Raw genomic sequence first — 25,416 nt, forward strand, 5'->3', positions numbered from 1 at the left:
AGGAAATTTATGAAAGAGCGGATGTCAACAATCATCCTTGCAGCACTTCTTCTGGTTCTGTCAGCGGTGTCTTTATTTGTGGGTGTGATTGATGTGACCCCTATAGAATTGTTCCGTGGAAATATGGAACAATTGGAAATCTTTTTGATTTCCAGGCTGCCACGCCTGCTTGCAATCATCTGTACCGGTGTCGGGATGAGTACGGCGGGATTGATTATGCAGCAGCTTTGCATGAATAAATTCGTCTCTCCGACTACGGGAGCGACGATTTCGTCTGCGCAATTTGGAATTCTTCTGGCACTTTTGTTTATGCCGCAGTCCACGCTGTGGGGGCGGGCAATATTTGCATTTACCACGGCGATTCTCGGAACATGGATTTTTGTGTGGTTCATACAACGAATTCAGTTTAAAGAAGCGGTTATGGTACCGCTTGTGGGAATTATGTTCGGGAATGTGGTGTCTGGAATTACGAGTTATCTCGCCTACAAATATGAGATGACGCAGGCACTTTCCTCATGGCTTGTGGGGCATTTTTCAATGGTGTTAAAGGGCAGATATGAGATTGTATATCTTGTGGTACCGCTTGTGATACTGGCATTTCTGTTTGCGAATCATTTTAACATCGTCGGAATGGGAAAGGATTTTTCCAAAAATCTTGGAGTCCCGTATAAGTTTGTTCTGTTTATGGGGCTGACGATTGCAGCGATGATTACAGCATCGGTAGTTGTCGTGGTGGGTTCCATTTCCTATATCGGTCTGATCGTTCCAAATATTGTCTCTATGTTTAAAGGGGATAAGATTCGTGGAACGCTTGTGGATACGGCATTGTTTGGGGCAAATTTTGTTCTTATGTGTGATCTGATCGGTCGAGTCGTAATTGCGCCGTATGAATTGCCGATCGAATTGATTGTGGGAATTTTCGGAAGTCTGCTTTTTATTATGCTGTTGCTTTACCGGCTGAAACATGGCCGCAAGGCGATCCATTTTACCCGTAGAGGGGAAAATAAGACGTGCATTATGGAAGGGGGAACGAGTCTGTGAATCGAGCGGTAAATCGAAGAAATCAGAAAAAACTTATCGTGATGATGGTTCTTGTGATTTTAGCATGTGCGCTTTACATGTTGGTGAATGTAAAGTTTGGCAATGAGAAATTGTTCTGGTATGCGATGAAAATTCGTACACCAAAATTAATTGTGATGCTGATCACGGCGTTTGCCATCGGCGGGGCATCTATTGTGTTCCAGTCTATTATCAACAATACTATTGTGACACCATGTCTGCTTGGAATGAATTCTCTGTACATGGTCATACACACTGCGGTTGTGTTTGTCGCCGGCTCAGGAAGTGTTTTAGCTGTCAATCCAAATGCTGCATTTGCGGTGGATCTTGTATTGATGGGCGGAACCGCGACCGTTATTTACAGTTATCTGTTTAAAAAGACAAATCATAATGTGCTTTATGTACTGCTTATAGGAACTGTGTTGACTTCCTTCTTCGGAAGTATCCAGTCCACTTTGACGAGGGTGATGGATCCGAATGAATATGACAGCCTGCTGGCGACCTTAGTCGCAAGTTTTAGTAACGTCAATTCAGAGATTATTGTATTTTCTGTGATTGTTATGGGACTCGTGGTCTTTTGCCTGAGAAAAGAACTGGCTTTGTTAGATGTGATCACACTCGGAAAAGAACAGGCAATTAATCTGGGAGTGGATTATGACAGATGTATCAGACGACTGTTATTGGGTGTGACGCTGTTTATTGCAGTGGCGACTGCGATGGTTGGACCGATTTCCTTTTTGGGACTGATCATTGCAAATCTCTCCAGACAGCTTTTGCAGACATATCGTCACAGTCATCTTATTTTGGGATCGGCATTTTTCGGAATGGTGATTCTGGTGGCAGGACAGCTTTTGGTAGAGCAGATTTATTCCTATACCGTTCCGGTAAGTGTGTTTATTACCGTGTTTGGAGGAATCTATTTTCTGTATCTGCTGCTGAGAGAAAGGAAGGAAAGTTAGACAATGATTGTAGAAGAATTGATAAAAACATATGATGGAAAACCGGTGGTAGATTCGGTCAGCTTTTCACTCCCGAAAGGGAAAGTGACATCTTTGATCGGACCAAACGGAGCAGGAAAATCAACGGTTATGGGAATGATTTCCAGACTGATTGCAAGAGATGGAGGACTTGTCGAGTTTGAAGGGCAGGATATCGGAAAATGGAAGAGCAAAGAGCTCTCGAAGCGCCTTGCGATTTTAACGCAGAGCAACCACATTCAGATGAAGCTGACGGTGGAAGAGTTGGTGGCGTTTGGAAGATTCCCTTACTCAGGAGGCCGTCTTACAGAGGAAGATAAAAAGATGATTGACAGGGCAATCTCATACATGGAACTGGACGAATTTCGAGAGCGTTTTATCGATGAGCTGTCAGGAGGTCAAAGACAGAGAGCGTATATCGCAATGGTAATTGCACAGGATACGGAGTACATTCTGTTCGATGAGCCGACGAACAACCTTGATATCTACCATGCAACAAATCTGATGAAAACGGTTCGAAAGCTTTGTGATGAGCTTGGGAAAACGATTGTTTTAGTATTGCATGAGATTAATTATGCGGCATTTTATTCCGATTATATCTGTGCGTTTGTGGACGGCAAGATCGCAAAATTCGGAACCGTGGAGGAGGTGATGACGAAAGAGGCATTGACAGAAATTTATAAAGTAGATTTTGAGATTATGAAGATTGCCGGGAAACCGCTATCAATCTATTATTAATCAGGTCTGTTGAAACGACGTAGAAACAGAATTTTACAACAAAAGATTATTGGGAAGAGATAAGGAGAAAACAAGATGAAAAAATTGACAACTTTAGTGCTTGCGCTTGTGATGGTATTTAGTCTTGCAGCTTGCGGAAATAAGAATTCAGGAACAACTTCAAAAGAAGATACAAATAAAACAGAAAAACCAAAAACAGTTACAATTAAAAGCTTTAATGCGAACAATGAAGAAACAGATTTGGAAGTGCCTTATGATGCACAAAGAATCGCTGTGATGGATATGGCGGCGCTTGATATTTTAGACAGTCTCGGATTGGGAGATCGTGTAGTGGGTTCTTCCAGCACATCATTGGACTATCTTCAGGAGTACGTTACGAATGATGAAATTGTGGATTTAGGAACAATCAAAGAGGCAGATATGGAAGCAGTGATGTCGTGTGAGCCGGATGTGATCTTTATCGGAGGACGTCTTGCACAGTCTTATGATGCACTGAGTGAAATTGCACCGGTTGTCTATCTGTCCACAGACACAGAAATCGGACTTGTAAAAAGTGTGGAGAAAAATGCAAAGACGATTGCATCTATGTTTGGTGTGGAAGATGATGTGAAAGATCTGATGGACGGCTATGATGCGAGAATTGAAAAGCTGAAAGCGTTTGCCGAAGGAAAAAGTGCGATTATCGGAATGTGTACAAGTGGAGGATTCAATGTTCTCGGAAACGATGGACGTTGCGCTTTGATCGGTAATGAGGTTGGATTTGAGAATATCGGAGTGGATGCAAATGTCGATACTTCTACACATGGGAATGAGGCGTCATTTGAATTTGTGGTAGAGAAGAATCCGGATTACATCTTTGTATTGGACCGTGATGCGGCGATCGGTACAGATGGCGCGCAGCTTGCAAAGGATATTATGGAAAACGAGCTGATTATGGGAACAGATGCTTATAAGGACGGAAAAATCGTCTACTTAGAACATCCTGCAGTTTGGTATACGGCAGAAGGCGGTGTAAATGCACTCGGATTTATGCTTGAAGATTTAGAAAACGCACTGTTAAAATAATAGATTTTATTTGAACCAGTAAAAATGTATAATTTTCCTCTGTTTACAGATACTATTTCCAAAGTTGGAAAGTACAGTAAATGGAGGAATTTTTATTATGAAAGCAACAGGAATTGTAAGAAGAATTGATGATCTGGGGAGAGTGGTCATTCCAAAAGAAATCAGGAGAACACTTCGGATTCGAGAGGGAGACCCATTGGAAATATTCACGGCCCGAGAGGGAGAGATTATCCTGAAAAAATATTCACCGATCAGTGAGCTTTCCTCATTTGCAAAAGAATATGCGGAAAGTCTTGCGGTAACGTGCGGAGCAACGGTCTGTGTGACGGATCATGATCAGATTATTGCGGTATCCGGTGCGGGAAAAAAAGAATTACAGGATAAATATGTGAGTAAACAGTTGGAACGTATTTTTAAGGAACGGGAAGCAGTGCATGCATCGGCAGGTGAAAAGAAATATGTGGCGGTGATTGATGAACGGATACAGGAATATGAAGATGAGATCATTCATCCGATCCTGTGCGGAGGAGATGTCATCGGAGCGGTAATTCTGTTAGAAAAGAAGAAAAAATTTGGAGAGACAGAAGAAAAACTCGCCGCATGCGCAGCTAATTTTCTTGGAAGACAAATGGAACAATAGAAGCATAAAACCCTTCGGACAATCATAGATTGTGATATGCGAGGAGGGAATAGTATGGAAAAACAGGTTCAAAAAGAATCGAAGCTCATATGGATCTTGAAATCACTGCTTGCGGCGTATCTTGTAACGGGTATATTGCTTGTGCTGCTGACATTTTTATTGTATCAGTTTGAGCTGGACGAACAGAAAGTGACTGCGGGGATTGTGGTGATTTATGTGGTGTCTACTTTTGTGGGAGGTCTTATATTAGGAAAGCTTACAAAAGTAAATCGATTTGCATGGGGCTTGACGCTTGGGGTTGCTTATTTTGTATTGCTGCTTTTGATATCGCTTGGGATATACAGGGGGATTGACGGGAACTGGAGCAATATTCTTACGACATTTCTGATGTGTGCCGGAGGGGGGATGTTTGGAGGAATGATTTCTTAAGTAATTCTTAACCGAACTGAGAAAAAAGGCTTTCAAAACATACAGTCCTGTGGTATAATAACAGAAGTAATGCAAAGCGAAGGAGGAAATGACAATGAAACATATCAAAACATTGAATACACAGACATTAAACAATACAGTGAAAAAAGGTGGATGTGGAGAATGTCAGACATCATGCCAGTCAGCATGTAAGACATCTTGTACAGTAGGAAATCAGACTTGCGAACAAAAAAGATAATGATTGCGTAAGCTGAACAAAAAGACAAGTGCTGTCTTTTGACAGTAGACGCAGGCAGAGAATGTGCGATGGCACATTCTTTTTGCATGACAGAAAAAATAGAGAAAATAGAAAGGGGTACATGTTGTGATTCATCAGTACCGAAACAATGGTTATAATATTGTGCTCGATGTGAACAGCGGTTCCGTGCATGTGGTAGATGATTTGTGTTATGATTCGATCGCCTGTTTAGAGGCAATGAACCCGGATCATACAGAAGCGACACTGCAAAGCGAAGAGACATCGGCGTATGTGAAAGAACAATTAGGAGAAAAATATAAAGAGGACGAATTAAAAGAGGCGTTAGAAGATATTGCGGAACTTACAAAGGCTGGACAGCTCTTTACAAAAGATATATACGAGGCATATATCGGAGAGGTAAAAAGCAGAAAGACGGTTGTAAAGGCATTGTGCATCCACATTGCGCATGACTGTAACCTCGCATGCCAATACTGTTTTGCAGAAGAGGGCGAATATCATGGAAGACGAGCTCTGATGTCATATGAGGTCGGGAAAAAGGCTCTGGACTTCTTGATTGCAAATTCGGGTAACCGAAAGAATCTGGAAGTAGATTTCTTTGGCGGGGAACCGCTTATGAACTGGCAGGTAGTAAAAGATCTTGTGGCGTACGGAAGAGAGCAGGAAAAACTCCATGATAAGCATTTCCGTTTTACACTGACAACGAACGGTGTGCTTCTGAATGACGAGGTAAAGGAATTTGTCAACAAAGAGATGGACAATGTGGTATTAAGTCTGGATGGACGAAAAGAAGTCAATGACAAGATGCGTCCGTTCCGCGACGGAAAAGGAAGTTATGACCTGATCGTGCCGAAATTCCAGAAACTGGCAGAAAGCCGTAATCAGGAAAAATACTATATCAGAGGAACTTTTACAAGAGATAATTTGGATTTCTCAAAAGATGTTCTGCATTTTGCGGATTTGGGATTCGAGCAGATTTCCATTGAGCCTGTAGTAGGAGAGGATTCAGATTTTTATTCGATCAAGAAAGAAGATCTTCCACAGATTTTTGAAGAATATGATACATTGGCAAAAGCAATCATTGAGAGAGAAGAGGCGGGAAAAGGATTTAACTTCTTCCATTTTATGATTGATTTGGACGGAGGTCCTTGCGTTGCGAAGAGACTTTCCGGATGTGGTTCGGGAACAGAGTATCTTGCAGTCACACCTTGGGGGGACTTATATCCTTGTCATCAGTTTGTCGGTGAGGAAGATTTCCTGATGGGAAATGTCGACGAAGGGATTGTGAGACCGGAAATTGCAGATGAATTCAGAGGCTGCAGTGTCTATTCCAAAGAAAAATGTAAGAACTGTTTTGCGAAATTCTATTGTAGTGGGGGATGTATGGCAAATTCTTACAAGTTTCATGGTTCGATTCATGATGCATATGATATTGGCTGTGAGATGCAAAGGAAACGTGTGGAATGTGCGATTATGATCAAGGCTGCATTGGCAGACGGAGAAAGGATGTAAGAGATGAAAAAGAGTAGAGGTGTCATTAACCTGATCCTCACAGTGGTGGTAATCTGTTTATTAGGGTTTACCTCAGTTGTAGGATTTGGTGCAACAGGTGCGGGAGCGGCAAAAAATATTAAGCTTGGACTTGACCTTGCCGGAGGTGTCAGCATTACATACCAGGTAAAAGATGAGAATCCGACAGAGGAAGAGATGAAAGATACGATCTACAAGCTGCAAAAGCGTGTAGAGCAATACAGTACAGAAGCGACTGTTTATCAGGAAGGTTCGGATCGTATCAATATTGAGATTCCAGGTGTTTCAGATGCGAATGCAATTCTGGAAGAACTCGGAAAACCGGGATCGCTTGAATTTCAGGATGCGGAAGGGAATGTTGTTTTAGAAGGAACAGATATCAAAACAGCATCTGCGAAAACGAGTCAAGATAACATGGGAAACAAACAGTATATCGTTGAGTTGAATCTTACAGATGAAGGAAAGACTAAATTTGCTGAGGCTACAGAGGCGAATATCGGGAAACAGATTGCTATTGTCTACGATGATGAAATCATCAGTAATCCAAAAGTAAACGAAGCGATTACCGGTGGACAGGCTTATATTGATGGAATGGAGTCTTATGAAGAAGCAGACAATCTTGCATCTACAATCCGTATAGGTGGTCTGAAACTGGAGCTGGAGGAATTGAGCTCAAAAGTAGTCGGAGCACAGCTTGGAGAAGAGGCAATCAGCACAAGTTTGATGGCAGGTGCAATCGGACTTGCAATTGTATTTATTTTTATGTGTATCGTATATCTGCTTCCGGGACTTGCATCGAGCATTGCGTTGGTTATCTACACAGGAATTGTAATTGTATTGCTGAATGCGTTTAACATTACATTGACCCTTCCTGGTATTGCAGGTATCGTGCTCTCAATTGGTATGGCGGTAGATGCGAACGTTATTATTTTTGCCAGAGTAAAAGAAGAGATGGCAGCAGGGAAAAGTGTAAAATCATCTCTGAAGTCTGGATTCCAGAAGGCGATGTCAGCGATCGTGGACGGTAATATGACAACTTTGATTGCGGCAATTGTACTTTGGGTTAAGGGAACAGGAAGCGTAAAAGGGTTTGCTCAGACATTGGCGCTTGGTATTGTAGTGTCTATGTTTACGGCACTGGTTGTGACAAGAATCATTATCTACTCATTATATGCAGTCGGACTTAGAAGTCCAAAATTATATGGTAGTCAGAAACCAAGAAAAGAAAGAGATTTCTTAAAGAGAAGAGTGTTGAGCTTTTCGATTTCACTTGTGATCATTGTAGCGGGATTTGCTATGATGGGAGTGAACTCGGCAAACGGAAAAGGTGCGTTTAAGTACAGCCTTGAGTTCATGGGAGGAACTTCATCTACGGTAACATTTGACAAAGATTACTCGATTGAAGAGATCGATTCTAAGATTGTGCCGGTTGTAGAGAAAGTAACAGGAGATAAGAACGTTCAGTTCCAGAAGGTAAAAGATTCGAATGCGGTTGTTATTAAGACAATCAGCTTGGATTTGGAAGCACGTGAGGCATTTAACAAAGCGATGGCGGATAACTTCGGTGTAGATGCATCTACGATAACTGCGGAGAATATCAGTTCCACAGTCAGCTCCGAGATGCGGACAGATGCAGTCGTTGCGCTTGTGATTGCTACGGTATGTATGCTGCTTTACATTTGGTTCCGCTTCAAAGATATTCGTTTCGGAACAAGTGCGGTTATCGCATTGTTAAATGACGTTTTGTTTGTAATCGCATTTTATGCAATTTCGAGAACGTCTGTCGGAAATACATTTATCGCATGTATCCTGACAATTGTAGGTTACTCGATCAATGCGACGATTGTTATCTTCGACCGTATCCGAGAAGAGTTAAAGACGAAAAAGAAAAACGAAGAATTATCAGGATTGGTCAACAGATGTATTACAGATACTTTGACGAGAAGTATTTACACAAATGCGACAACCTTTATCATGCTTGCGGTACTGTATGTGCTTGGAGTAAGTTCGATTAAAGAGTTTGCAATGCCGCTTATGGTTGGTGTGTTAGGAGGTACATTCTCTTCTATCTGTATCACAGGACCATTGTGGTATGTTATGAAAACAAGATTTGCAAAGAAAAAATAAACGGGGACGGGGGTAATCATGATATTACTCCCGTTTTTGCATTGAGGAGTACGTATGGAAAAATGGTTTGTAATGAGAAAAGGGGCTCCGTTTCAGGAGATTGCAGAGAAATTTCAGATTCATCCGATTCTTGCCCGCCTGATACGGAATCGTGATGTGATAGGGGATGAAGCGATTCAATTGTATCTGAACGGCACGATCGCAGATTTGTATGATGGCATGCTCATGAAAGATATGGATAAAGCGGTAGACATTTTGCTGGAGAAAATACGTGAGGACAAAAAGATTCGAATTATCGGAGATTATGATATTGATGGAATCAATTCGACTTACATTTTATTGGAAGGAATCAAGTATCTTGGAGGAGAAGCTGATATCGATATACCGGACCGCATGAAGGATGGATATGGCTTGAACCGAAATCTGATTGATCGTGCATTTGACGATGATATTGATACAATCATCACCTGTGATAATGGAATTGCGGCAAGAGAAGAGATTGCGTATGGAAAGAGTCTTGGGATGACGATCATAGTGACAGATCATCATGAGATTCCTTATGAGGAGGTAGAAAGTGAAAAACGATATATTCTGCCGCCCGCTGATGCAGTGATTGATCCAAAACAGCAGACATGTGCATATCCATTCAAAGAATTGTGTGGAGCAGGAGTTGCATATAAACTGATCGAGGCGTTGTTCGGCGCGTGTGGAAAAGATATCGAAGATGTGGATTATCTGATGGAGAATGTGGCAATTGCGACAGTCGGAGATGTTATGGATCTGGTCGGAGAGAACCGTATTTTTGTAAAACAAGGTTTGGAGATGCTGAAACGCACAAATAATTTGGGATTGCGGGCGCTGATGGAATGTACCGGTGTGCCTGTGGAGAGACTTTCGGCATATCATATCGGATTTGTGATCGGACCGTGCCTGAACGCAAGCGGGAGACTGGATACGGCGAAACGGGCATTGGAGCTTTTGTGTGCAAAGACAAAAAAGGAGGCAGACATACTGGCGGGTGACTTGAAAGCGCTAAATGACAACCGGAAGGATATGACAGCTTCAGCGGTGGAAGAGGCGGTGAAGCAAGTGGAGGAGACCAGACTTGGCGAGGATAAAGTGCTGGTGATCTATCTTCCGGATTGTCACGAAAGTCTTGCCGGAATTGTAGCTGGAAGAGTGAGGGAGCGTTATCATAAGCCGGTATTTATCTTGACGAAGGCAGAAGAAGGCGTGAAAGGATCGGGGCGTTCTATTGAGAGTTACCACATGTATGAAGAATTGAATAAGTGCAAATCGCTGTTGACGAAATTTGGCGGACATAAACTTGCGGCGGGACTGTCTTTGGAGGAGGAAAATGTAGACAGACTCAGAGAAACTTTAAATGATCTGTCAACACTCACACAAGAAGATCTGATTCCTAAGATTTCTATTGATATGCAGATGCCGCTTGGCTATATCAATGAAGCGTTTGTGGATGAATTAGAGCTTCTGGAGCCTTTTGGGAAAGGAAATATAAAGCCTGTATTTGTGGAGAAAAACATTGAAATTTTAAGCGCGAGAATTCTTGGGAAGAATAAAAATGTGTTGAAGATGCAGGTGCAGGATGCGCCTGGAACCCAGATGGATGCCATGTACTTTGGTGATGTGGAGGCATTTTTGGAATTTTTTAGAGAAAAGTATGGAAAGCCTGCGGTAGATGGTCTGCTTCGGGGACAGAGAAGCAAAGTTGAGGCGGCATTTACATATTATCCCGGAATTAATGAATATATGGGGCAGAAAACTGTTCAGATCATCATTCAGAACTATCAGTGAGAGTAGTCACGACAAACGCATGAATGAATAAATTATGAACACCCTGTCCGGATTTTTTGATATAATCAAAGAAAAAAGGATGGGGTGTTCATATGAAAGAGATTTTAGACTATGCAGGTACGGTGATGGACATAAGACAGGAGAAGAAAGTTTTGCATAAGATGGCGGATATTATCCTGCTTGTATTTTTTGCTACGCTTGCAAATGCAGATGATTGGGTAGAGATTGAGATGTTTGGAAAAGAACATGAAGATTTTTTGCAAAATTATCTGGAACTTCCAAATGGAATCCCTTTCCATGATACACTCCAAAGAGTTTTTGCAATGGTGCCCACTGAATTTCTGGAAAGTTTTCAGCAAAAGTGGAATGAAATGTTAAGCAGCGATGAGGGGGAGAAAGTAAAGCGCCTGCTTGCGATTGACGGAAAAACCCAGAGAGGGAACGGAAATAAGAACCAGAGACCGAATCATATTGTCAGTGCTGTAGATGAAAGAGGCTTTTGCCTGGGACAGAAACGAGTAGAAGAAAAAACAAATGAGATCAAAGCAATCCCAGAACTGTTGGACCATCTGAATATAAAAGGGACAATCATAACAACAGATGCCATGGGAACCCAGGTGGCTATTGTAAAGAAAATCCGCCAAAAGCGTGCGGATTATGTTCTGGCATTAAAGGCAAACCAGGGGAGTCTTCTGGAAGATGTGAGGGAATATTTTGCAGATAAAGAACTTCGTGAGAAATGCGCTTATAAAAACCGGATAGAAAAGGCCAGGGGGAACCTTGAGAAACGGGAATACTGGCAGACAGAAGACATCAGCTGGTTAAGCCGGAAGAAAGAATGGGCAGGATTAAAAAGCATTATCATGACTCGTAATACAATAGCAGGGACAGATGGCAGTACAACAGTAGAAGAAAGATATTTCATAAGCAGCCTGTCGACCAATATAGAAGAAGCAGAGCGAGCTGTGCGTGGTCATTGGATGATAGAAAGCTATCATTGGCATTTAGATGTAACCTTTCGAGAAGATGGGAATCACACATTAGAAAAGCAGGCATCCTATAATCTGAACATTATAAGAAAACTGGCTTTGAATATGTTAAAAATTTTAGAGGTAGGAAGCCGTCCGTTAAGCATGAAAAAGAAACGGTATGTGATTGGAACAAATCCAGAAAAGCATTTAGAGAAGATTATGTCTTTATAATTTTTGAATTTAGTATATGGTGTGGTTGAGGAGCACATTCATGCGTTTGGCTTGTGAGAGTAGTGCAAATGAATTGAAAAAATGACAAAAAAATGCTATACTATAATATACTGTAAAAATAGGAGTGAGTTAGAATGAAAAAACCAATAGAAGAATATGTAAGAAGTATACCGGATTTTCCCGAAAAAGGGATTATTTTTAGAGATGTAACAAGTATTTTAGAAGATGCTGACGGACTTCAGCTGGCGATAGATTTGATGCAGGAAAAAATCGGAGACACGGAATTTGATGTAGTGGTAGGACCGGAATCCAGAGGATTTATTTTTGGAGTACCGATTGCATATAATCTGCATAAACCGTTTATTCCGGTTCGGAAAAAAGGAAAACTTCCATGCGAGACTGTTTCGATTCAATATGATTTGGAATATGGGAGCGCTGAGATTGAGATGCATAAAAACTCGATCAAACCGGGACAAAAAGTAGTGATCATCGACGACCTGATGGCAACCGGAGGTACGATCGAGGCGATTACAAAGCTCATTGAAGGGATGGGCGGAGTGATTGTCAAAGCAGTATTTTTAATGGAACTGGAAGGATTAGAAGGCAGAAAGAGATTAGAAGGGGTTGACGTAGAGACTGTTATTGCATACCCTGGAAAATAAGAACCAGAAAGGGGGGATTAATGTGGCCGACAATAAAGTAATAGAGAATCCATACAAGGGACTTGAGATTGTGGATGGGCATGCGGTGAAGGCGCCGGAAGATTATCAGGACCCGAAGATGTTATATGAGGCATTGATCAAACGAATTAGAAAGTACCATCCGTCTACAGATATTTCCATGGTGGAAAAAGCGTTCAATATCGCGTACCATGCGCATGAAGGACAGTTTCGAAAATCAGGTGAGGCATACATTATTCACCCGTTGTGGGTAGGAATCATTCTTGCTGATCTGGAGTTGGATAAAGAGACGATTGTTGCCGGAATTTTGCATGATGTTGTGGAAGATACTGTGATGACAGAGCAGGAGATTACCGAGATTTTTGGTTCGGAAGTTGCACTGCTTGTGGACGGTGTCACAAAGCTTGGACAATTGTCGTATTCCGCTGACAAACTGGAGGTGCAGGCGGAGAACTTAAGAAAGATGTTTTTGGCGATGGCAAAAGATATCCGAGTGATTCTGATCAAGCTTGCGGACAGACTGCATAATATGAGAACACTTCAGTTCATGCGTCCGGAAAAGCAGATTGAGAAAGCGCGTGAGACGATGGACATCTATGCGCCGATTGCACAGAGACTTGGTATTTCCAGGATTAAGACAGAACTTGATGATCTGTCTTTGAAATATTCTCAACCGGAAGTATTTTATGATCTTGTGCAGCAGATCAATGCGAGAAAGACAGAGCGTGAAGAATTTGTGCAGCAGATTGTCGAAGAAGTGTCAGAACATATGAAAAATGCGAAGATTAAGGCAGAAGTAAAAGGCAGAGTGAAACATTTCTTCAGTATTTATAAAAAGATGGTCAATCAGGATAAGACAGTGGATCAGATTTATGATTTGTTTGCAGTCCGGATCATTGTGGAGTCAGTGAAAGACTGTTATGCTGCACTTGGTGTTATTCATGAGATGTACACGCCGATTCCGGGGCGCTTTAAAGATTATATTGCGATGCCAAAGCCGAATATGTATCAGTCATTGCATACGACATTGATGAGCTCAGTGGGACAGCCATTTGAGATTCAGATCCGTACCGAGGAGATGCATAAGACGGCGGAGTATGGTATTGCTGCCCATTGGAAATATAAAGAATCCAATGATGGCAAAAAGAGTGTTGCCGCGCAGGAAGAGGAAAAACTAAGCTGGTTAAGACAGATTTTGGAATGGCAGCAGGATACAGATAACCGCGAATTTTTAAGTCTCTTGAAAGGAGACCTGGATTTGTTCGCAGAAGATGTCTACTGCTTTACGCCGAATGGGGATGTAAAGAATCTGCCGAATGGTTCTACGCCGGTTGATTTTGCTTATGCAATTCACAGCGCGGTCGGAAATAAGATGGTAGGAGCCCGTGTGAACGGAAAACTTGTAAACATTGATTATAAGATTCAAAATGGTGACAGAATTGAGATTCTTACTTCGCAAAATTCCAAGGGACCGAGTCGTGACTGGCTGAACATTGTAAAAAGTACGCAGGCGCGTAACAAGATCAATCAGTGGTTTAAGAAAGAATTTAAGGAAGAGAATATTGTTCGCGGAAAAGAGATGCTTGCGGCGTATTGCAAGACAAAATCTATTGTGCTCAGTGATTTGACCAAGCCGAAATACATGCAGGTAGTACAGGTCAAATATGGCTTCCGTGATTGGGATGCGGTGCTTGCGTCAATCGGGCATGGTGGCTTAAAAGAAGGTCAGGTTATCAATCGTCTTTTGGAGGAATACGAAAAAGATCATAAGGCAGCTGTGACAGATGAGACGATTATTGAACGGGTATCTGAAGCATCTAAGAATAAAGTGCATGTGACGAAGTCGAAAAGCGGAATTGTTGTAAAGGGAATTGATGACATGGCGGTTCGGTTTTCCAGATGCTGTAATCCGGTTCCGGGAGATGAGATTGTCGGCTTTGTGACACGAGGACGTGGAATGTCTATTCATAGAACGGACTGTGTCAACATCATTCATTTATCGGAGGCGGAAAGAGCCAGATTGATTGATGCGGAGTGGGAGACAAATGCGTCGGATGAAGCCGGTGGGCAGTATATGTCGGGAATCAAGATGTATGCAAATAACCGGCAAGGTCTGCTTATGGAGATTTCTAAGATATTTACAGAGAATAAAATTGATATCAATTTGATGAATACGCGTGTCAGCAAACAGGGAGTTGCAACAATTGAACTTGGTTTTGTTGTTCGCGGCAGAGAAGAATTGAGTCGAATTGTGGAAAAATTGCGTCAGATAGAGGGCGTGATTGATATTGAACGTACGGCAGGGTAAAAGAATGAAGATAGAAAAATATGCATTGGGTTCACTGGGGACCAACTGTTATTTAGTGGAAAATGAGGAGACAAAAGAGCTGGTTATCATTGATCCGGCGATTTGTCCGGATTATATGATCAGTTATGTGAAACGAATCGGCTATGAGCCGAAAGCAATTCTTCTGACACATGGTCATTTTGATCATGTGATGGGAATTGAAGGGTGGACAAAAGAATTCGATATTCCGGTATATATTTATAAAGATGAAGCGGCAATATTGAGAGATCCGGCATTAAATCTTTCCAGCATGTTTGGGACAAGTTATGCCTATGAGAAAGTAACCTGTCTGAGTGATGGGGAAAAACTTGTGCTGGCAGGATATACGTTTGAAGTGATTCATACACCCGGGCATACAAGTGGCGGATGCTGTTACTATGTGAAGGATGAGGAAGTGCTGTTTAGCGGAGATACACTGTTTTGCAGAAGCGTTGGTCGAAGCGACTTCCCGACCGGAAGCGCATCAGTTTTGGTGAAATCGATTCAAGAAAAATTATTCTCCCTTCCGGATCAGGTGATGGTCTATCCGGGGCATAACGATTTGACTTGCATTGCGGATGAAAAACAGTATAATCCGTTTATTTAAAGGTTCAATTTGGGACGTAGTAAAATTGAAGTTTACTACGTCCCAAATTGGGTTGAAGTGAGGTGTAAAATGATAAAAATAATCGTAAAAGAGGAAATGTATATATACGATATGTACCATATTTTAAGGGCTTTTTACCCGGGGAGTGAGATTGACCAAACAATCGACAGTGGTGTCCCTAATTTGATTGAACTGAGAATAGATGGGCAGCGAAAAGAGTGTCTTTTGATCAACCAAAATGAGGTGGAAGAATACGCAGAGCGAAAGCAGAAAAAGAGGTATGTGAACCTGAAAGTGTATGACTGGTTGTCAAAACAAACCGAAAAGGAACTTGCCTGGGGTGTGTTGACAGGAATCAGACCGACGAAGATTATGATGAACTTGCTGGAAGAAGGAAAAAGCGAACAGGATGTCATTGACTATATGAAAGAAAATTATCGGACAACGGACAAAAAAGCAAACCTCGGCATGGAGATTGCAAAACGAGAGAAAGCGCTGCTGGCTCAATTAGACTATAAGGATGGCTACAGTCTTTATGTGGGGATTCCGTTTTGTCCAACTACCTGCAGTTACTGCTCCTTTACCTCGCAGCCAATTCACAAATGGAAAGACCGGGTAGACGAATATTTAGATGCCTTGTGTAAAGAGATCACTTTTGTAGGAGAAGTGTCAAAAGAAAAGAAACTAAATACGGTTTATATTGGTGGAGGAACGCCTACGACGCTGGAACCGGAACAGTTGGAGAGACTTTTGTCACATATTGAAAAAACATTTTCATTTGAAGATTTGAAAGAATTTACGGTGGAAGCGGGGCGTCCGGACAGTATTACAAAAGAAAAGTTGGAAGTGCTGAGAAGACATCAAATTTCCAGAATTTCAATCAATCCGCAGACAATGCAGCAAAAGACATTAGATTGTATCGGGCGAAAACATACAGTAGAGGATATTCGACAAGTGTATGCGATGGCAAGGGAACTGGGATTTGAGAACATTAATATGGATTTGATTGCGGGACTCCCGGGAGAAACTTTAGACGATATGAAAGATACACTGCGACAGATAGAAATGTTTGCCCCGGACAGTCTGACTGTGCATGCGCTTGCGATGAAGCGTGCATCCAGACTGACACAGGAAAAACGAGAGGGAAGCTATCGGGGAAATGACCAGGCAGACAGTGCCACGATGTTATCGGAGATGATCGAACTCGCAGCAGAATATGCGGGGAAAATGCAGCTCGTACCGTATTATCTGTATAGGCAGAAGAATATTGCGGGAAATTTTGAAAATGTTGGTTATGCAAAGGTTGACAAAGCCGGAATATACAATATACTTATTATGGAAGAGAAACAATCTATCGTGGCTGTGGGAGCAGGGGCATCGACAAAGATCGTGCTGCCAAAAGAGAAGACCTTGATAGATGAAAAGACAGGCAATCCGAAGCAGATTGTCAGGACGGAGAATGTAAAAGACGTCGAACAATACATCAATCGAATTGATGAAATGATAGAGCGAAAAGGAGAATGGTTATGGCATTAAAGAAAAAACCAGTCACAGGCATGAAAGATATGTTGCCGGCAGAGATGGAGATCCGCGATTATGTGATTCAGATGATTAAAGACACATACCGCACATTTGGATTTTCTTCCATGGAGACACCATGTGTGGAGCACATTGAGAATCTGTGCAGCAAACAGGGTGGAGACAATGAAAAACTAATTTTCAAGATTTTAAAACGTGGAGAAAAATTAAAATTAGATACAGCGAAAGAAGAGATGGATTTGGTGGATGGAGGTCTTCGCTATGACCTGACAGTGCCGTTGTCCAGATATTATGCGAACAATGCAAGTGTGTTGCCGTCACCGTTTAAAGCATTGCAGATGGGAAATGTGTGGAGAGCGGATAGACCGCAAAGAGGACGTTTCCGTCAGTTTATGCAATGCGATATCGACATTCTTGGTGAACCAAGTAACTTAGCGGAGATTGAGCTGATCTTGGCGACAACAACACTGCTTGGAAAGTTAGATTTCAAAAACTTTACAATTCGTATCAATGACAGAAAAATCTTAAAAGCAATGGCTGCTTACAGTGGTTTTGAAGAGAAAGATTACGATACTGTATTTATTATTTTAGATAAAATGGATAAGATTGGCTTGGACGGTGTGGCGAAAGAACTGGAAGAGAACGGATATGCAAAGGAATCTATTGAGAAATACTTAGAACTCTTTAAAAAGATTACAAATGATATCGAAGGTGTGCGCTACTGCAAAGAAAAACTGGAAGGATTTTTGGAAGCAGAGACAGCCGATGGATTAGAAATGATTATTTCCAGTGTAGAAAGTGCAAAAGAGGCAGAATTTAAAGTGAGCTTTGACCCGACATTAGTACGCGGTATGTCATATTATACAGGAACGATTTTTGAGATTTCCATGGATGAATTCGGCGGCTCTGTAGGAGGCGGCGGACGTTACGATGAGATGATCGGGAAATTTACAGGGCAGCCGACACCGGCATGTGGATTTTCAATCGGATTTGAGCGTATCGTAATGCTGCTTTTGGAAAGAGGATATAAAGTTCCAACCAGCAGAGAAAAGAAGGCATTGCTGATTGAAAAAGGAATGTCTGCAGAAGGAATGTTAAAAATCCTTGCGATTGCGAAAGAAGAGCGTGCAAACGGAAAACAGGTGATGCTTGTGAATATGAAGAAAAACAAAAAGTTCCAGAAAGAACAGCTTATGAATGAAGGATATACAGATATTCAGGAAATTTTTAAAGATAATATAAAATAGAAAGCGAGAGAGAACAATGGCAGAATCAATGCAGGGCTTGAAGAGAAGCCACAGATGTGCAGAGTTAAGTAAGGTAAATATCGGAGAGACAGTAACTGTAATGGGATGGGTGCAGAAGAACCGTAATAAAGGTGGAATTGTATTCGTGGATTTACGTGACCGTTCCGGATTGCTGCAGCTTATTTTTGAAAATGGAAGCGTGAGCGAAGAAGATTTTGAAAAAGCAGGAAAGCTTCGCAGTGAATTTGTAATTGCAGCAGTGGGTACTGTAGAAGCACGTTCCGGTGCAGTGAATGAAAATCTTGCGACAGGAGAGATTGAGATTCGTGTAAAAGAACTTCGTATTTTATCTGAGTCTGAGACACCGCCGTTCCCAATTGAAGAGAACAGCAAGACAAAAGAGGAATTACGTCTGAAATACCGCGTGTTGGATTTGAGAAGACCAGATTTACAGAGAAACCTGATGATGAGAAGTAAAGCGGCGACATTGACACGTCAATTCCTTGCAGAGGAAGGATTTTTGGAAATCGAGACACCGATGTTGATCAAAAGTACTCCGGAGGGAGCGAGAGATTACCTTGTGCCAAGCCGTGTGCATCCGGGAAATTTCTATGCGCTTCCACAGTCACCACAGATTTTTAAACAGCTTTTGATGTGTGCGGGATATGATCGTTATTTCCAAATTGTAAAATGTTTCCGTGATGAAGATTTACGTGCAGACCGTCAGCCGGAATTTACACAGATTGATATGGAATTATCGTTTGTTGATGTGGACGATGTCATTGACGTTAATGAAAGATTACTGGCTAAAATGTTCAAAGAGATTCTTGGGATAGAAGTTTCTCTTCCAATCCAGAGAATGACATGGCAGGAAGCAATGGATCGTTTCGGCTCAGACAAACCGGATATCCGGTTCGGAATGGAATTGACAGATGTGTCGGAAGTTGTGAAAGACTGCGAATTTGTAGTGTTTAAAAATGCATTGGAAAATGGCGGAAGCGTTCGAGGAATCAATGCCAAAGGCCAGGGGGCAATGCCGCGTAAGAAAATCGATAAACTGGTTGATTTGGCAAAAGACTTTGGTGCGAAAGGTCTCGCATACGTGGCAATACAGGAAGATGGCACAATCAAGTCTTCTTTTGCAAAATTCATGAGTGAAGAGGAAATGGCAGCACTTGTAAAAGCAATGGATGGAGAAAATGGTGACTTACTGCTCTTTGCAGCAGATAAAAATCAGGTCGTATGGGATGTCCTTGGAAACTTACGTCTTGAAATTGCACGTCAGCTGGAACTTCTTGATAAGAATGAATATAAATTCTTGTGGATCACAGAATTCCCATTGTTAGAGTGGAATGAGGAGGCCGGAAGATACACAGCAATGCATCATCCATTTACAATGCCGATGGAAGAAGATTTGCATCTGATCGACACAGATCCGGGAAAAGTACGTGCAAAAGCTTATGATATTGTACTGAACGGTACAGAAATCGGTGGTGGAAGTGTCAGAATCTTCAATCAGGAGATTCAGAGCAAGATGTTTGAAGTGCTTGGGTTTACAAAAGAGCAGGCGCAGGAACAGTTTGGATTCTTGTTGAATGCATTCAAATACGGAGTGCCGCCTCACGCAGGACTTGCATATGGATTGGATCGTCTTGTGATGCTGATGGCAAAAGAAGACAGTATCCGTGATGTTATTGCATTCCCGAAAGTAAAAGATGCATCGGATCTGATGACAGAAGCACCTTCAGGGGTAGATCAGAAACAGTTAGATGAGCTTTGCTTGGCTATCACAAAAAAAGAAGAAAGAGAAACCTTCTTGGTTTAATGTTCGCAGCGATTTTAGTTGTAGTGGCAAAATTTCGTAAAGAAAAAAACATGTAGTGTAATAAGGTGATATGTGCACCCCGGGGAAGTTGATGCTCCGGGGTGTTGTAAATATTCTAAATAATAGTACAAAATAAAAAAATAAAAAAAGTGTTGACAAAAGTGCTTTTCATCAGTATAATGAATATTGTTCTGATTCAGAGAACACAATATGCACGAGTGGCTCAGTGGTGGAGTATCGCCTTGCCAAGGCGAGGGTCGCGGGTTCGAATCCCGTCTCGTGCTCTTTCAATGACAATTGAATAAAGGTTCTGATTTAAAGAACAATAATATGCACGAGTGGCTCAGTGGTGGAGTATCGCCTTGCCAAGGCGAGGGTCGCGGGTTCGAATCCCGTCTCGTGCTTTTTTTGTGTCTTGACTGATAAGGAAAGAATGGATTGCCAATGGCTGCCTGATGATATGCAGGTGCTGTTGGCTTTTTTTATTATAGGAAAATCCTTTGGAATCCTATAATAAAAAAATGCACTTCTAAGATAAAGGTCGAAATGGAGTTCCGAATTATACAAAAAACAAGGGAAACAGGAGCAGTTTATATAAGCATTATTGAAAAAAAAAGGTGTTATAATTATAAAAAAGAGAGATAAAAATGATTAGTCGGGAGAAATGATATATGAAAAAGAAACAATATTTTTTGGCGGGGATAGTTATATTAGTCATTTTAGGTATAGCAATTGCCGTCATCTTTAATGGCAGAAACAAGAATGCAGAAGAAAATTCTTCGTCGAAAGTGGTGACAGTTGTGTCGGAGGAAGAATATCAGTTTTATAGCGAAGTTGTGCAAAAAGATTATAAAGAGCAAGATCAGAAAGAACTAGAGAAAAAGACAAAAGAATATGCAAAGGAAGTGTATGCTCAATTTGCATTAGGGGAAGCGTATAATCTTTGCAAACCGTACTCCTATGAATCGCTAAAGATGGATATGGAAGCAGAAAATCAGCAGCGTCAGGCGAAAAAGAGTGCAGGAGAAGTTGTTTACGGTACATTGGAATATACATTAGACAGTTATCTTGAATATACACTCAGTAATCTGAAAATACAGACAGTGGATTATATGGTAAGAAATCATGAGGAATCCTTAGAGAAAGAAGCAAAAACATATTGGGAAGCACACCCTGATAAATTTGAGAGAGTAGATGAGATCACATATCGTTTAGGTGAAGAGACGAAAAAAGTTGTCTGGGATGAACTTTCCACATTGGAAAAGACAGATAGTGAATTGTTTGAATATTTGTATTATGGGGAAGAGGGTGATCAGTTCACATTATCGGAGAGGGACGAACCAATCAGTGGAGAGATTTTGAAAAAAACAATGAAGACTGCTGATTTTGAGGCGGACAAAAGCACGGTCCTTAAGATTTACATATCGGATGTTTATTATGAAAAGCTGGTGAAACAGGCTGAGAAAGAGCATCCACTGGAGTTTGAATTAAATCAGGGGCAGTAAAGAGGATGTACTGTTTCTGTTTTAAGAAATAATAAAGAAAGGAAGTAAAAAAATATGAAAGGGAAAATGGTAAAACGTTTACTGGCAGTTGGTTTGTCTATTGCAATGGCGGTGACAACGTTCCAGACAGTGGGAACTTCTGGTCCTGGAATTGTACAGGCGGCTTCTACAGTGACAAATGAAAATCTGCTGAAAAATCCTACATTTGAAGAAGGTGTGGATCTTGGCACTCATTCTGATAGTAATCAGAATAACAAAGTAGGAAACTGGTTCGCGTATTCAACACAAAATCCGGGAACAGTAAAAAAAGTACAGGAAAATGCACACAACGGAGAATGGTCAGCAACTGTTGCAAAACAAAATGATGCATTGGAGCAGGATGTGCCGGATCTTCAGAAGGGAGCAACATACAAACTTTCTGTATGGGCAAAAAATACGAACCCATCTGGTCTTAAAACATGGCTGTGTCTGAAATGGTACGGAGGAAGCGAAAAGAAAGTTGCAATCGATTCTTCAGAATACAAACAATATGAGATTGAATTTACATATACAGGGGCAACTGGAACAGATGCAGGAAAAAATACAAGAGCTGCAATCTGGGTGGAAAGAGGCAATAGTGGAAATGTATATGTGGATGACTGGTCATTACAGATTTCCAGTGATCTTAAGAGCTTAAGCGTGGAAAATGGAGCGCTGAAAGCAGAATATAATGCAGACTATCAGGGCGAAATGAAGAGTTCTGATTTTGATATCTCTTATACATCCTCTTTAGAACCTGAAGTGGCAAAGAAACTGGATATTACAAGTGAAACTGTGAACGGCAAGACATTGACAATGAATTTTGCAGAGATTGCAAAACAGCCTATGAAACAGACAATCACAGTCACTGCTACTTATAAACCAAGCAAACAGCCTATGGTAGTAGACTTTGATGTAGATGCATCCGGAGAAGAGTTGGTAGAAGCAAATCTTACCGGAATTACTGCTGAAAATGGCAGTGTCACAGCGAATTTGGATAAAGTGCCTACAGTAGCTCCGGTAAAAGATGACTTTACATTAGAATATAAAGTGAATGATGGAGCATTTGAGAAGGCTGCAATTAAAGAGTTTACTTATAATAAGGACAGCAAAAATGTTGTTATGACATTTGACAAAATCTCAGGGGCTGTAGATCCGAAAGATGTAACCGTAAAAGTAACATATAAAGATGTGGCTAAGACAGCAGAGTTCAGAGTAGAACTTGGAAGCGGCGTGAAATATTACGTGGACGCTACAAACGGAAAGGACAGCAACAACGGTACAAGTCCTGAGACTGCATGGCAGACAATTGACAGAGTCAACCAGGAAAAATTCCAGCCGGGAGACCAGATTCTGTTTAAAGCAGGAGAGACTTGGACAGGTGCATTAAAACCACAAGGATCTGGTGTGGATGGAGCACCGATTGTGATTGCAAGCTATGGTGAAGGAAAGAAACCAATTTTAATGCCAGGTGAAGACTGGACGATTTCTCATATGAACATTGCGAATCAAGTTGTTCGCAACCCAAAAGTCAACAATGTAATTACATTCTTCAACCAGGAATACTGGGAAGTAAGAGATTTGGAATTATATGATTCTACGTATGAACAAAATACAAATACAAATGTTTACCGCAGAGGTATCAATATCTCAGCAGAAGATGTTGGGGATCTTTCTTACTTTAAGTTTGATAATCTGACAATTCACGGATTTAGAGGACCAATCAGCAATGAAGGGAAATCTTCCGGTGGAATTATTATGACAGTGACAACAAACCTGAACGATGCATCAAAAAGAGTTCCAACAGCGGTGCATGACATCAGCGTTACAAACTGTGAACTGTATGATCTGGGAAGATCTGGAATCAACTTTGTTTCACCTTGGACAACAAGAGAAGGTGACAAATGGAATAAGTATGCACCATTTGGATATGCAGGAAAAGGTGCATGGAAACCATATGAAAGATTTACACTGAGCAACAATATTATTCATGATATTGACGGTGATGGAACAATTGTAGATGGTTGTAAAGATGTAACAGTAGATCATAACACAGTATACCGTGCAGTATATAACTGCTGGTATGGCGTTGGACTTTTCAACTGGAACTCAGACAATGTCGTATTTGAATACAATGAAGTATATGAATCATCTCCGGCAGATGCATTACTTGGAGCAGGAGATGGACAGGGAATCGAAATTGATGCGCTGAACCAAAATACATTAGTACAGTACAATTATCTGCACGATAACGCAGGTGGCGTATTTATGTGGTGCTGTACTGCAAGCTTAAGAGGATTTAATGGAATTTATCGCTATAACATCAGCCAGAATGACGATGCAAAACACGGTGTAATTGACTGGAGAGAAGGTCATGAAGGAAGTATGGCTTACAACAACACGATTTATCTAGGTGAAGGAATTGACAGAGAATGGTTGAAAAACGGCTATACAGGTGGAAAGAGTGATGCGAAGTTCTACAATAATATCGTAGTAAATAAAGGAAATATGACACCTGGAAAAGGATTTAATGAACAGGAAATCGACTACGAGAGCAATATCTTTGTAGGATTTGATGAAGTTCCGTCAAACGATACAACATTGATTCAGGAAGACCCGAAATTTGTGGCTCCTGGAACAGGTGGAAAAGGAATTGATTCTGTAAAAGGTTACAAACTTCAGGCAGACTCACCGGCAATTGATGCAGGTCTGAATATCGAAAACAATGGTGGAAAAGATTACTTTGGAACACCACTTGCTGATGGAAAGACAGACATTGGTGCAGCGGAATATGTAGTAGAGTTAGACAAAACAGCATTAAATGCGTTGATCGAGTATGCAAAGAGCCAGCAGGAAAATGAAAATTATCAGTATGTAGTGCCGGTTGTAAAAGAAAAATTTGAGGCGGCATTAGCGGAAGCTGAGAAAGTGAGTGCAGATAATGCGGCAACTCAGGAGGCAGTGGATACAGCATATGATAAGTTGTTAGATATGGTTCATCACTTGGAATTTACAGGAAATACAAGTTCTTTGAAAGTGCTTGTGGACGCGGCAAAAGGATTAGAAGAACAATTCTATACAGCAGAGAGCTGGAAGCCATTTACGGAGGCTCTGAAAGAAGCAGAAGCAGTTCTTGCAGATGAGAATGCTCTTCAAGAGGAAATTGATGCAGTGAGAGCAGCTCTCAAGACAGCGATGGACGGCTTGGTGAAGAAACCATTGGCAGATAAATCAAAACTGGAAAAACTGGTGAAAGATTCTGAGACAAAATATGAGCCGAATTTAGACAAGTATACACCGGCGAGTGGAGAAAGTTTCAAAGAAGCGTTGGATGCGGCAAGATCAGTTCTCGCAGATGAAAATGCAACTCAGAAACAAGTGGATTCAGCCTATACAACGCTTCAAAAAGCTATTTTTGGATTACGATTGATTCCAAACAAAGATGCGTTGGAAGATTTGATTAACAAAGTGGAAAGTATGGATCTGAGCGGTTACACAACGGAGAGCGTACAGGCGCTCAAAAATGTGCTTCTTGAAGTAAAAGCAGTTATGGAAGATCCGGAAGCTGACCAAAAAGAAGTAGATGCAGCTGAGAAAGCCCTAAGGGCAAGTCGAGATGGACTTGTAGCAGTTGAAGATGCGAAAAAAGCAGATAGCAGTAAGAAAGTGGCTAAGACAGGAGATGCGACATCACCAATCGGATGGACACTTGCAGGTGTTTTGGCAGTGCTTGCGGTTGTGGCAGCGTTCTTTGTAAGAAGAAAAAAACGCTAATATAATATAAGTTAAAAATGAAGAGAGGGCATCGCAAAATCATCGGGTGAGATGATT

Annotated in this window: 19 protein-coding genes and 2 tRNA genes; all 21 read left to right on the forward strand. The window is 41.4% G+C overall.

Annotated elements, in window-relative coordinates:
* Nucleotides 1-9 precede the first annotated feature (9 nt).
* The 21 genes from AC6I5B_RS06315 (at nt 10) to AC6I5B_RS06415 (ending at nt 25,359) form a co-directional block, all read left to right on the forward strand.
* Nucleotides 10-1,041: an ABC transporter permease gene (locus tag AC6I5B_RS06315; RefSeq protein ID WP_004614118.1), complete on the forward strand. Its 1,032-nt coding sequence runs from the start codon at nt 10-12 to the stop codon at nt 1,039-1,041.
* 41 nt (nt 1,042-1,082) lie between these two features.
* Nucleotides 1,083-2,018, forward strand: a complete 936-nt coding sequence (locus AC6I5B_RS06320; protein ID WP_083382935.1) for an iron chelate uptake ABC transporter family permease subunit — start codon at nt 1,083-1,085, stop codon at nt 2,016-2,018.
* A 3-nt stretch (nt 2,019-2,021) separates the two neighbouring features.
* Nucleotides 2,022-2,774: an iron ABC transporter ATP-binding protein gene (locus tag AC6I5B_RS06325; RefSeq protein ID WP_004614116.1), complete on the forward strand. Its 753-nt coding sequence runs from the start codon at nt 2,022-2,024 to the stop codon at nt 2,772-2,774.
* Nucleotides 2,775-2,849: 75 nt separating this feature from the next.
* Entirely contained in the window at nt 2,850-3,839 is a 990-nt protein-coding gene (locus AC6I5B_RS06330) for a siderophore ABC transporter substrate-binding protein (RefSeq protein WP_004614115.1), read from the forward strand.
* A gap of 97 nt (nt 3,840-3,936) precedes the next feature.
* Nucleotides 3,937-4,479: a stage V sporulation protein T gene (gene spoVT, locus AC6I5B_RS06335; RefSeq protein ID WP_004614114.1), complete on the forward strand. Its 543-nt coding sequence runs from the start codon at nt 3,937-3,939 to the stop codon at nt 4,477-4,479.
* Between the two features lie 54 nt (nt 4,480-4,533).
* Nucleotides 4,534-4,908: a TIGR04086 family membrane protein gene (locus tag AC6I5B_RS06340; protein ID WP_117787912.1), complete on the forward strand. Its 375-nt coding sequence runs from the start codon at nt 4,534-4,536 to the stop codon at nt 4,906-4,908.
* Nucleotides 4,909-5,002: 94 nt separating this feature from the next.
* The gene (gene scfA / locus AC6I5B_RS06345; protein ID WP_004614112.1) at nt 5,003-5,146 is read left to right on the forward strand and encodes a six-cysteine ranthipeptide SCIFF; all 144 of its coding nucleotides are present in this window, start codon (nt 5,003-5,005) and stop codon (nt 5,144-5,146) included.
* A gap of 126 nt (nt 5,147-5,272) precedes the next feature.
* Nucleotides 5,273-6,676, forward strand: a complete 1,404-nt coding sequence (scfB, locus tag AC6I5B_RS06350; protein WP_497773669.1) for a thioether cross-link-forming SCIFF peptide maturase — start codon at nt 5,273-5,275, stop codon at nt 6,674-6,676.
* A gap of 3 nt (nt 6,677-6,679) precedes the next feature.
* Nucleotides 6,680-8,821 (forward strand): protein translocase subunit SecDF, encoded by a 2,142-nt coding sequence (locus AC6I5B_RS06355; protein WP_004614109.1) that lies wholly within the window; start codon nt 6,680-6,682, stop codon nt 8,819-8,821.
* A 54-nt stretch (nt 8,822-8,875) separates the two neighbouring features.
* Nucleotides 8,876-10,636 (forward strand): single-stranded-DNA-specific exonuclease RecJ, encoded by a 1,761-nt coding sequence (recJ, locus tag AC6I5B_RS06360; protein WP_004614108.1) that lies wholly within the window; start codon nt 8,876-8,878, stop codon nt 10,634-10,636.
* Between the two features lie 92 nt (nt 10,637-10,728).
* Entirely contained in the window at nt 10,729-11,838 is a 1,110-nt protein-coding gene (locus AC6I5B_RS06365; RefSeq protein WP_497773521.1) for an ISAs1 family transposase, read from the forward strand.
* A 134-nt stretch (nt 11,839-11,972) separates the two neighbouring features.
* The gene (locus AC6I5B_RS06370) at nt 11,973-12,500 is read left to right on the forward strand and encodes an adenine phosphoribosyltransferase (RefSeq protein WP_004614105.1); all 528 of its coding nucleotides are present in this window, start codon (nt 11,973-11,975) and stop codon (nt 12,498-12,500) included.
* A gap of 22 nt (nt 12,501-12,522) precedes the next feature.
* Complete coding sequence (locus tag AC6I5B_RS06375) at nt 12,523-14,826, forward strand: RelA/SpoT family protein (protein ID WP_118208636.1); 2,304 nt, start codon at nt 12,523-12,525, stop codon at nt 14,824-14,826.
* A 4-nt stretch (nt 14,827-14,830) separates the two neighbouring features.
* Complete coding sequence (locus tag AC6I5B_RS06380) at nt 14,831-15,451, forward strand: MBL fold metallo-hydrolase (RefSeq protein ID WP_004614103.1); 621 nt, start codon at nt 14,831-14,833, stop codon at nt 15,449-15,451.
* 69 nt (nt 15,452-15,520) lie between these two features.
* Nucleotides 15,521-16,987 (forward strand): coproporphyrinogen dehydrogenase HemZ, encoded by a 1,467-nt coding sequence (hemZ, locus tag AC6I5B_RS06385; protein ID WP_004614102.1) that lies wholly within the window; start codon nt 15,521-15,523, stop codon nt 16,985-16,987.
* A complete protein-coding gene (gene hisS, locus AC6I5B_RS06390; protein WP_022250811.1) occupies nt 16,978-18,237 on the forward strand; it encodes a histidine--tRNA ligase in 1,260 nt (419 codons plus the stop codon). The genes hemZ and hisS overlap by 10 nt, the downstream gene beginning before the upstream one ends.
* A gap of 16 nt (nt 18,238-18,253) precedes the next feature.
* Nucleotides 18,254-20,062: an aspartate--tRNA ligase gene (aspS, locus tag AC6I5B_RS06395; protein WP_004614099.1), complete on the forward strand. Its 1,809-nt coding sequence runs from the start codon at nt 18,254-18,256 to the stop codon at nt 20,060-20,062.
* Nucleotides 20,063-20,274: 212 nt separating this feature from the next.
* A tRNA-Gly gene (locus tag AC6I5B_RS06400) sits at nt 20,275-20,346 on the forward strand.
* A gap of 48 nt (nt 20,347-20,394) precedes the next feature.
* Nucleotides 20,395-20,466, forward strand: a tRNA-Gly gene (locus tag AC6I5B_RS06405).
* A gap of 267 nt (nt 20,467-20,733) precedes the next feature.
* Nucleotides 20,734-21,567, forward strand: a complete 834-nt coding sequence (locus AC6I5B_RS06410; RefSeq protein ID WP_004614098.1) for a hypothetical protein — start codon at nt 20,734-20,736, stop codon at nt 21,565-21,567.
* Nucleotides 21,568-21,621: 54 nt separating this feature from the next.
* On the forward strand, nt 21,622-25,359 hold the full coding sequence (locus AC6I5B_RS06415; RefSeq protein WP_497773670.1) for a right-handed parallel beta-helix repeat-containing protein: 3,738 nt from the start codon (nt 21,622-21,624) through the stop codon (nt 25,357-25,359).
* The last annotated feature ends 57 nt before the right edge of the window (nt 25,360-25,416 follow it).

It is taken from the genome of Faecalimonas nexilis (assembly GCF_059731825.1).

Bases quoted from the DNA above. Each gene is read 5' to 3' on its own strand.
- AC6I5B_RS06315 (WP_004614118.1), top strand. From the start codon at position 10: ATGAAAGAGCGGATGTCAACAATCATCCTTGCAGCACTTCTTCTGGTT.
- AC6I5B_RS06320 (WP_083382935.1), top strand. From the start codon at position 1,083: ATGATGGTTCTTGTGATTTTAGCATGTGCGCTTTACATGTTGGTGAAT.
- AC6I5B_RS06325 (WP_004614116.1), top strand. From the start codon at position 2,022: ATGATTGTAGAAGAATTGATAAAAACATATGATGGAAAACCGGTGGTA.
- AC6I5B_RS06330 (WP_004614115.1), top strand. From the start codon at position 2,850: ATGAAAAAATTGACAACTTTAGTGCTTGCGCTTGTGATGGTATTTAGT.
- spoVT (WP_004614114.1), top strand. From the start codon at position 3,937: ATGAAAGCAACAGGAATTGTAAGAAGAATTGATGATCTGGGGAGAGTG.
- AC6I5B_RS06340 (WP_117787912.1), top strand. From the start codon at position 4,534: ATGGAAAAACAGGTTCAAAAAGAATCGAAGCTCATATGGATCTTGAAA.
- scfA (WP_004614112.1), top strand. From the start codon at position 5,003: ATGAAACATATCAAAACATTGAATACACAGACATTAAACAATACAGTG.
- AC6I5B_RS06355 (WP_004614109.1), top strand. From the start codon at position 6,680: ATGAAAAAGAGTAGAGGTGTCATTAACCTGATCCTCACAGTGGTGGTA.
- recJ (WP_004614108.1), top strand. From the start codon at position 8,876: ATGGAAAAATGGTTTGTAATGAGAAAAGGGGCTCCGTTTCAGGAGATT.
- AC6I5B_RS06365 (WP_497773521.1), top strand. From the start codon at position 10,729: ATGAAAGAGATTTTAGACTATGCAGGTACGGTGATGGACATAAGACAG.
- AC6I5B_RS06370 (WP_004614105.1), top strand. From the start codon at position 11,973: ATGAAAAAACCAATAGAAGAATATGTAAGAAGTATACCGGATTTTCCC.
- AC6I5B_RS06380 (WP_004614103.1), top strand. From the start codon at position 14,831: ATGAAGATAGAAAAATATGCATTGGGTTCACTGGGGACCAACTGTTAT.
- hemZ (WP_004614102.1), top strand. From the start codon at position 15,521: ATGATAAAAATAATCGTAAAAGAGGAAATGTATATATACGATATGTAC.
- hisS (WP_022250811.1), top strand. From the start codon at position 16,978: ATGGCATTAAAGAAAAAACCAGTCACAGGCATGAAAGATATGTTGCCG.
- aspS (WP_004614099.1), top strand. From the start codon at position 18,254: ATGGCAGAATCAATGCAGGGCTTGAAGAGAAGCCACAGATGTGCAGAG.
- AC6I5B_RS06410 (WP_004614098.1), top strand. From the start codon at position 20,734: ATGAAAAAGAAACAATATTTTTTGGCGGGGATAGTTATATTAGTCATT.
- AC6I5B_RS06415 (WP_497773670.1), top strand. From the start codon at position 21,622: ATGAAAGGGAAAATGGTAAAACGTTTACTGGCAGTTGGTTTGTCTATT.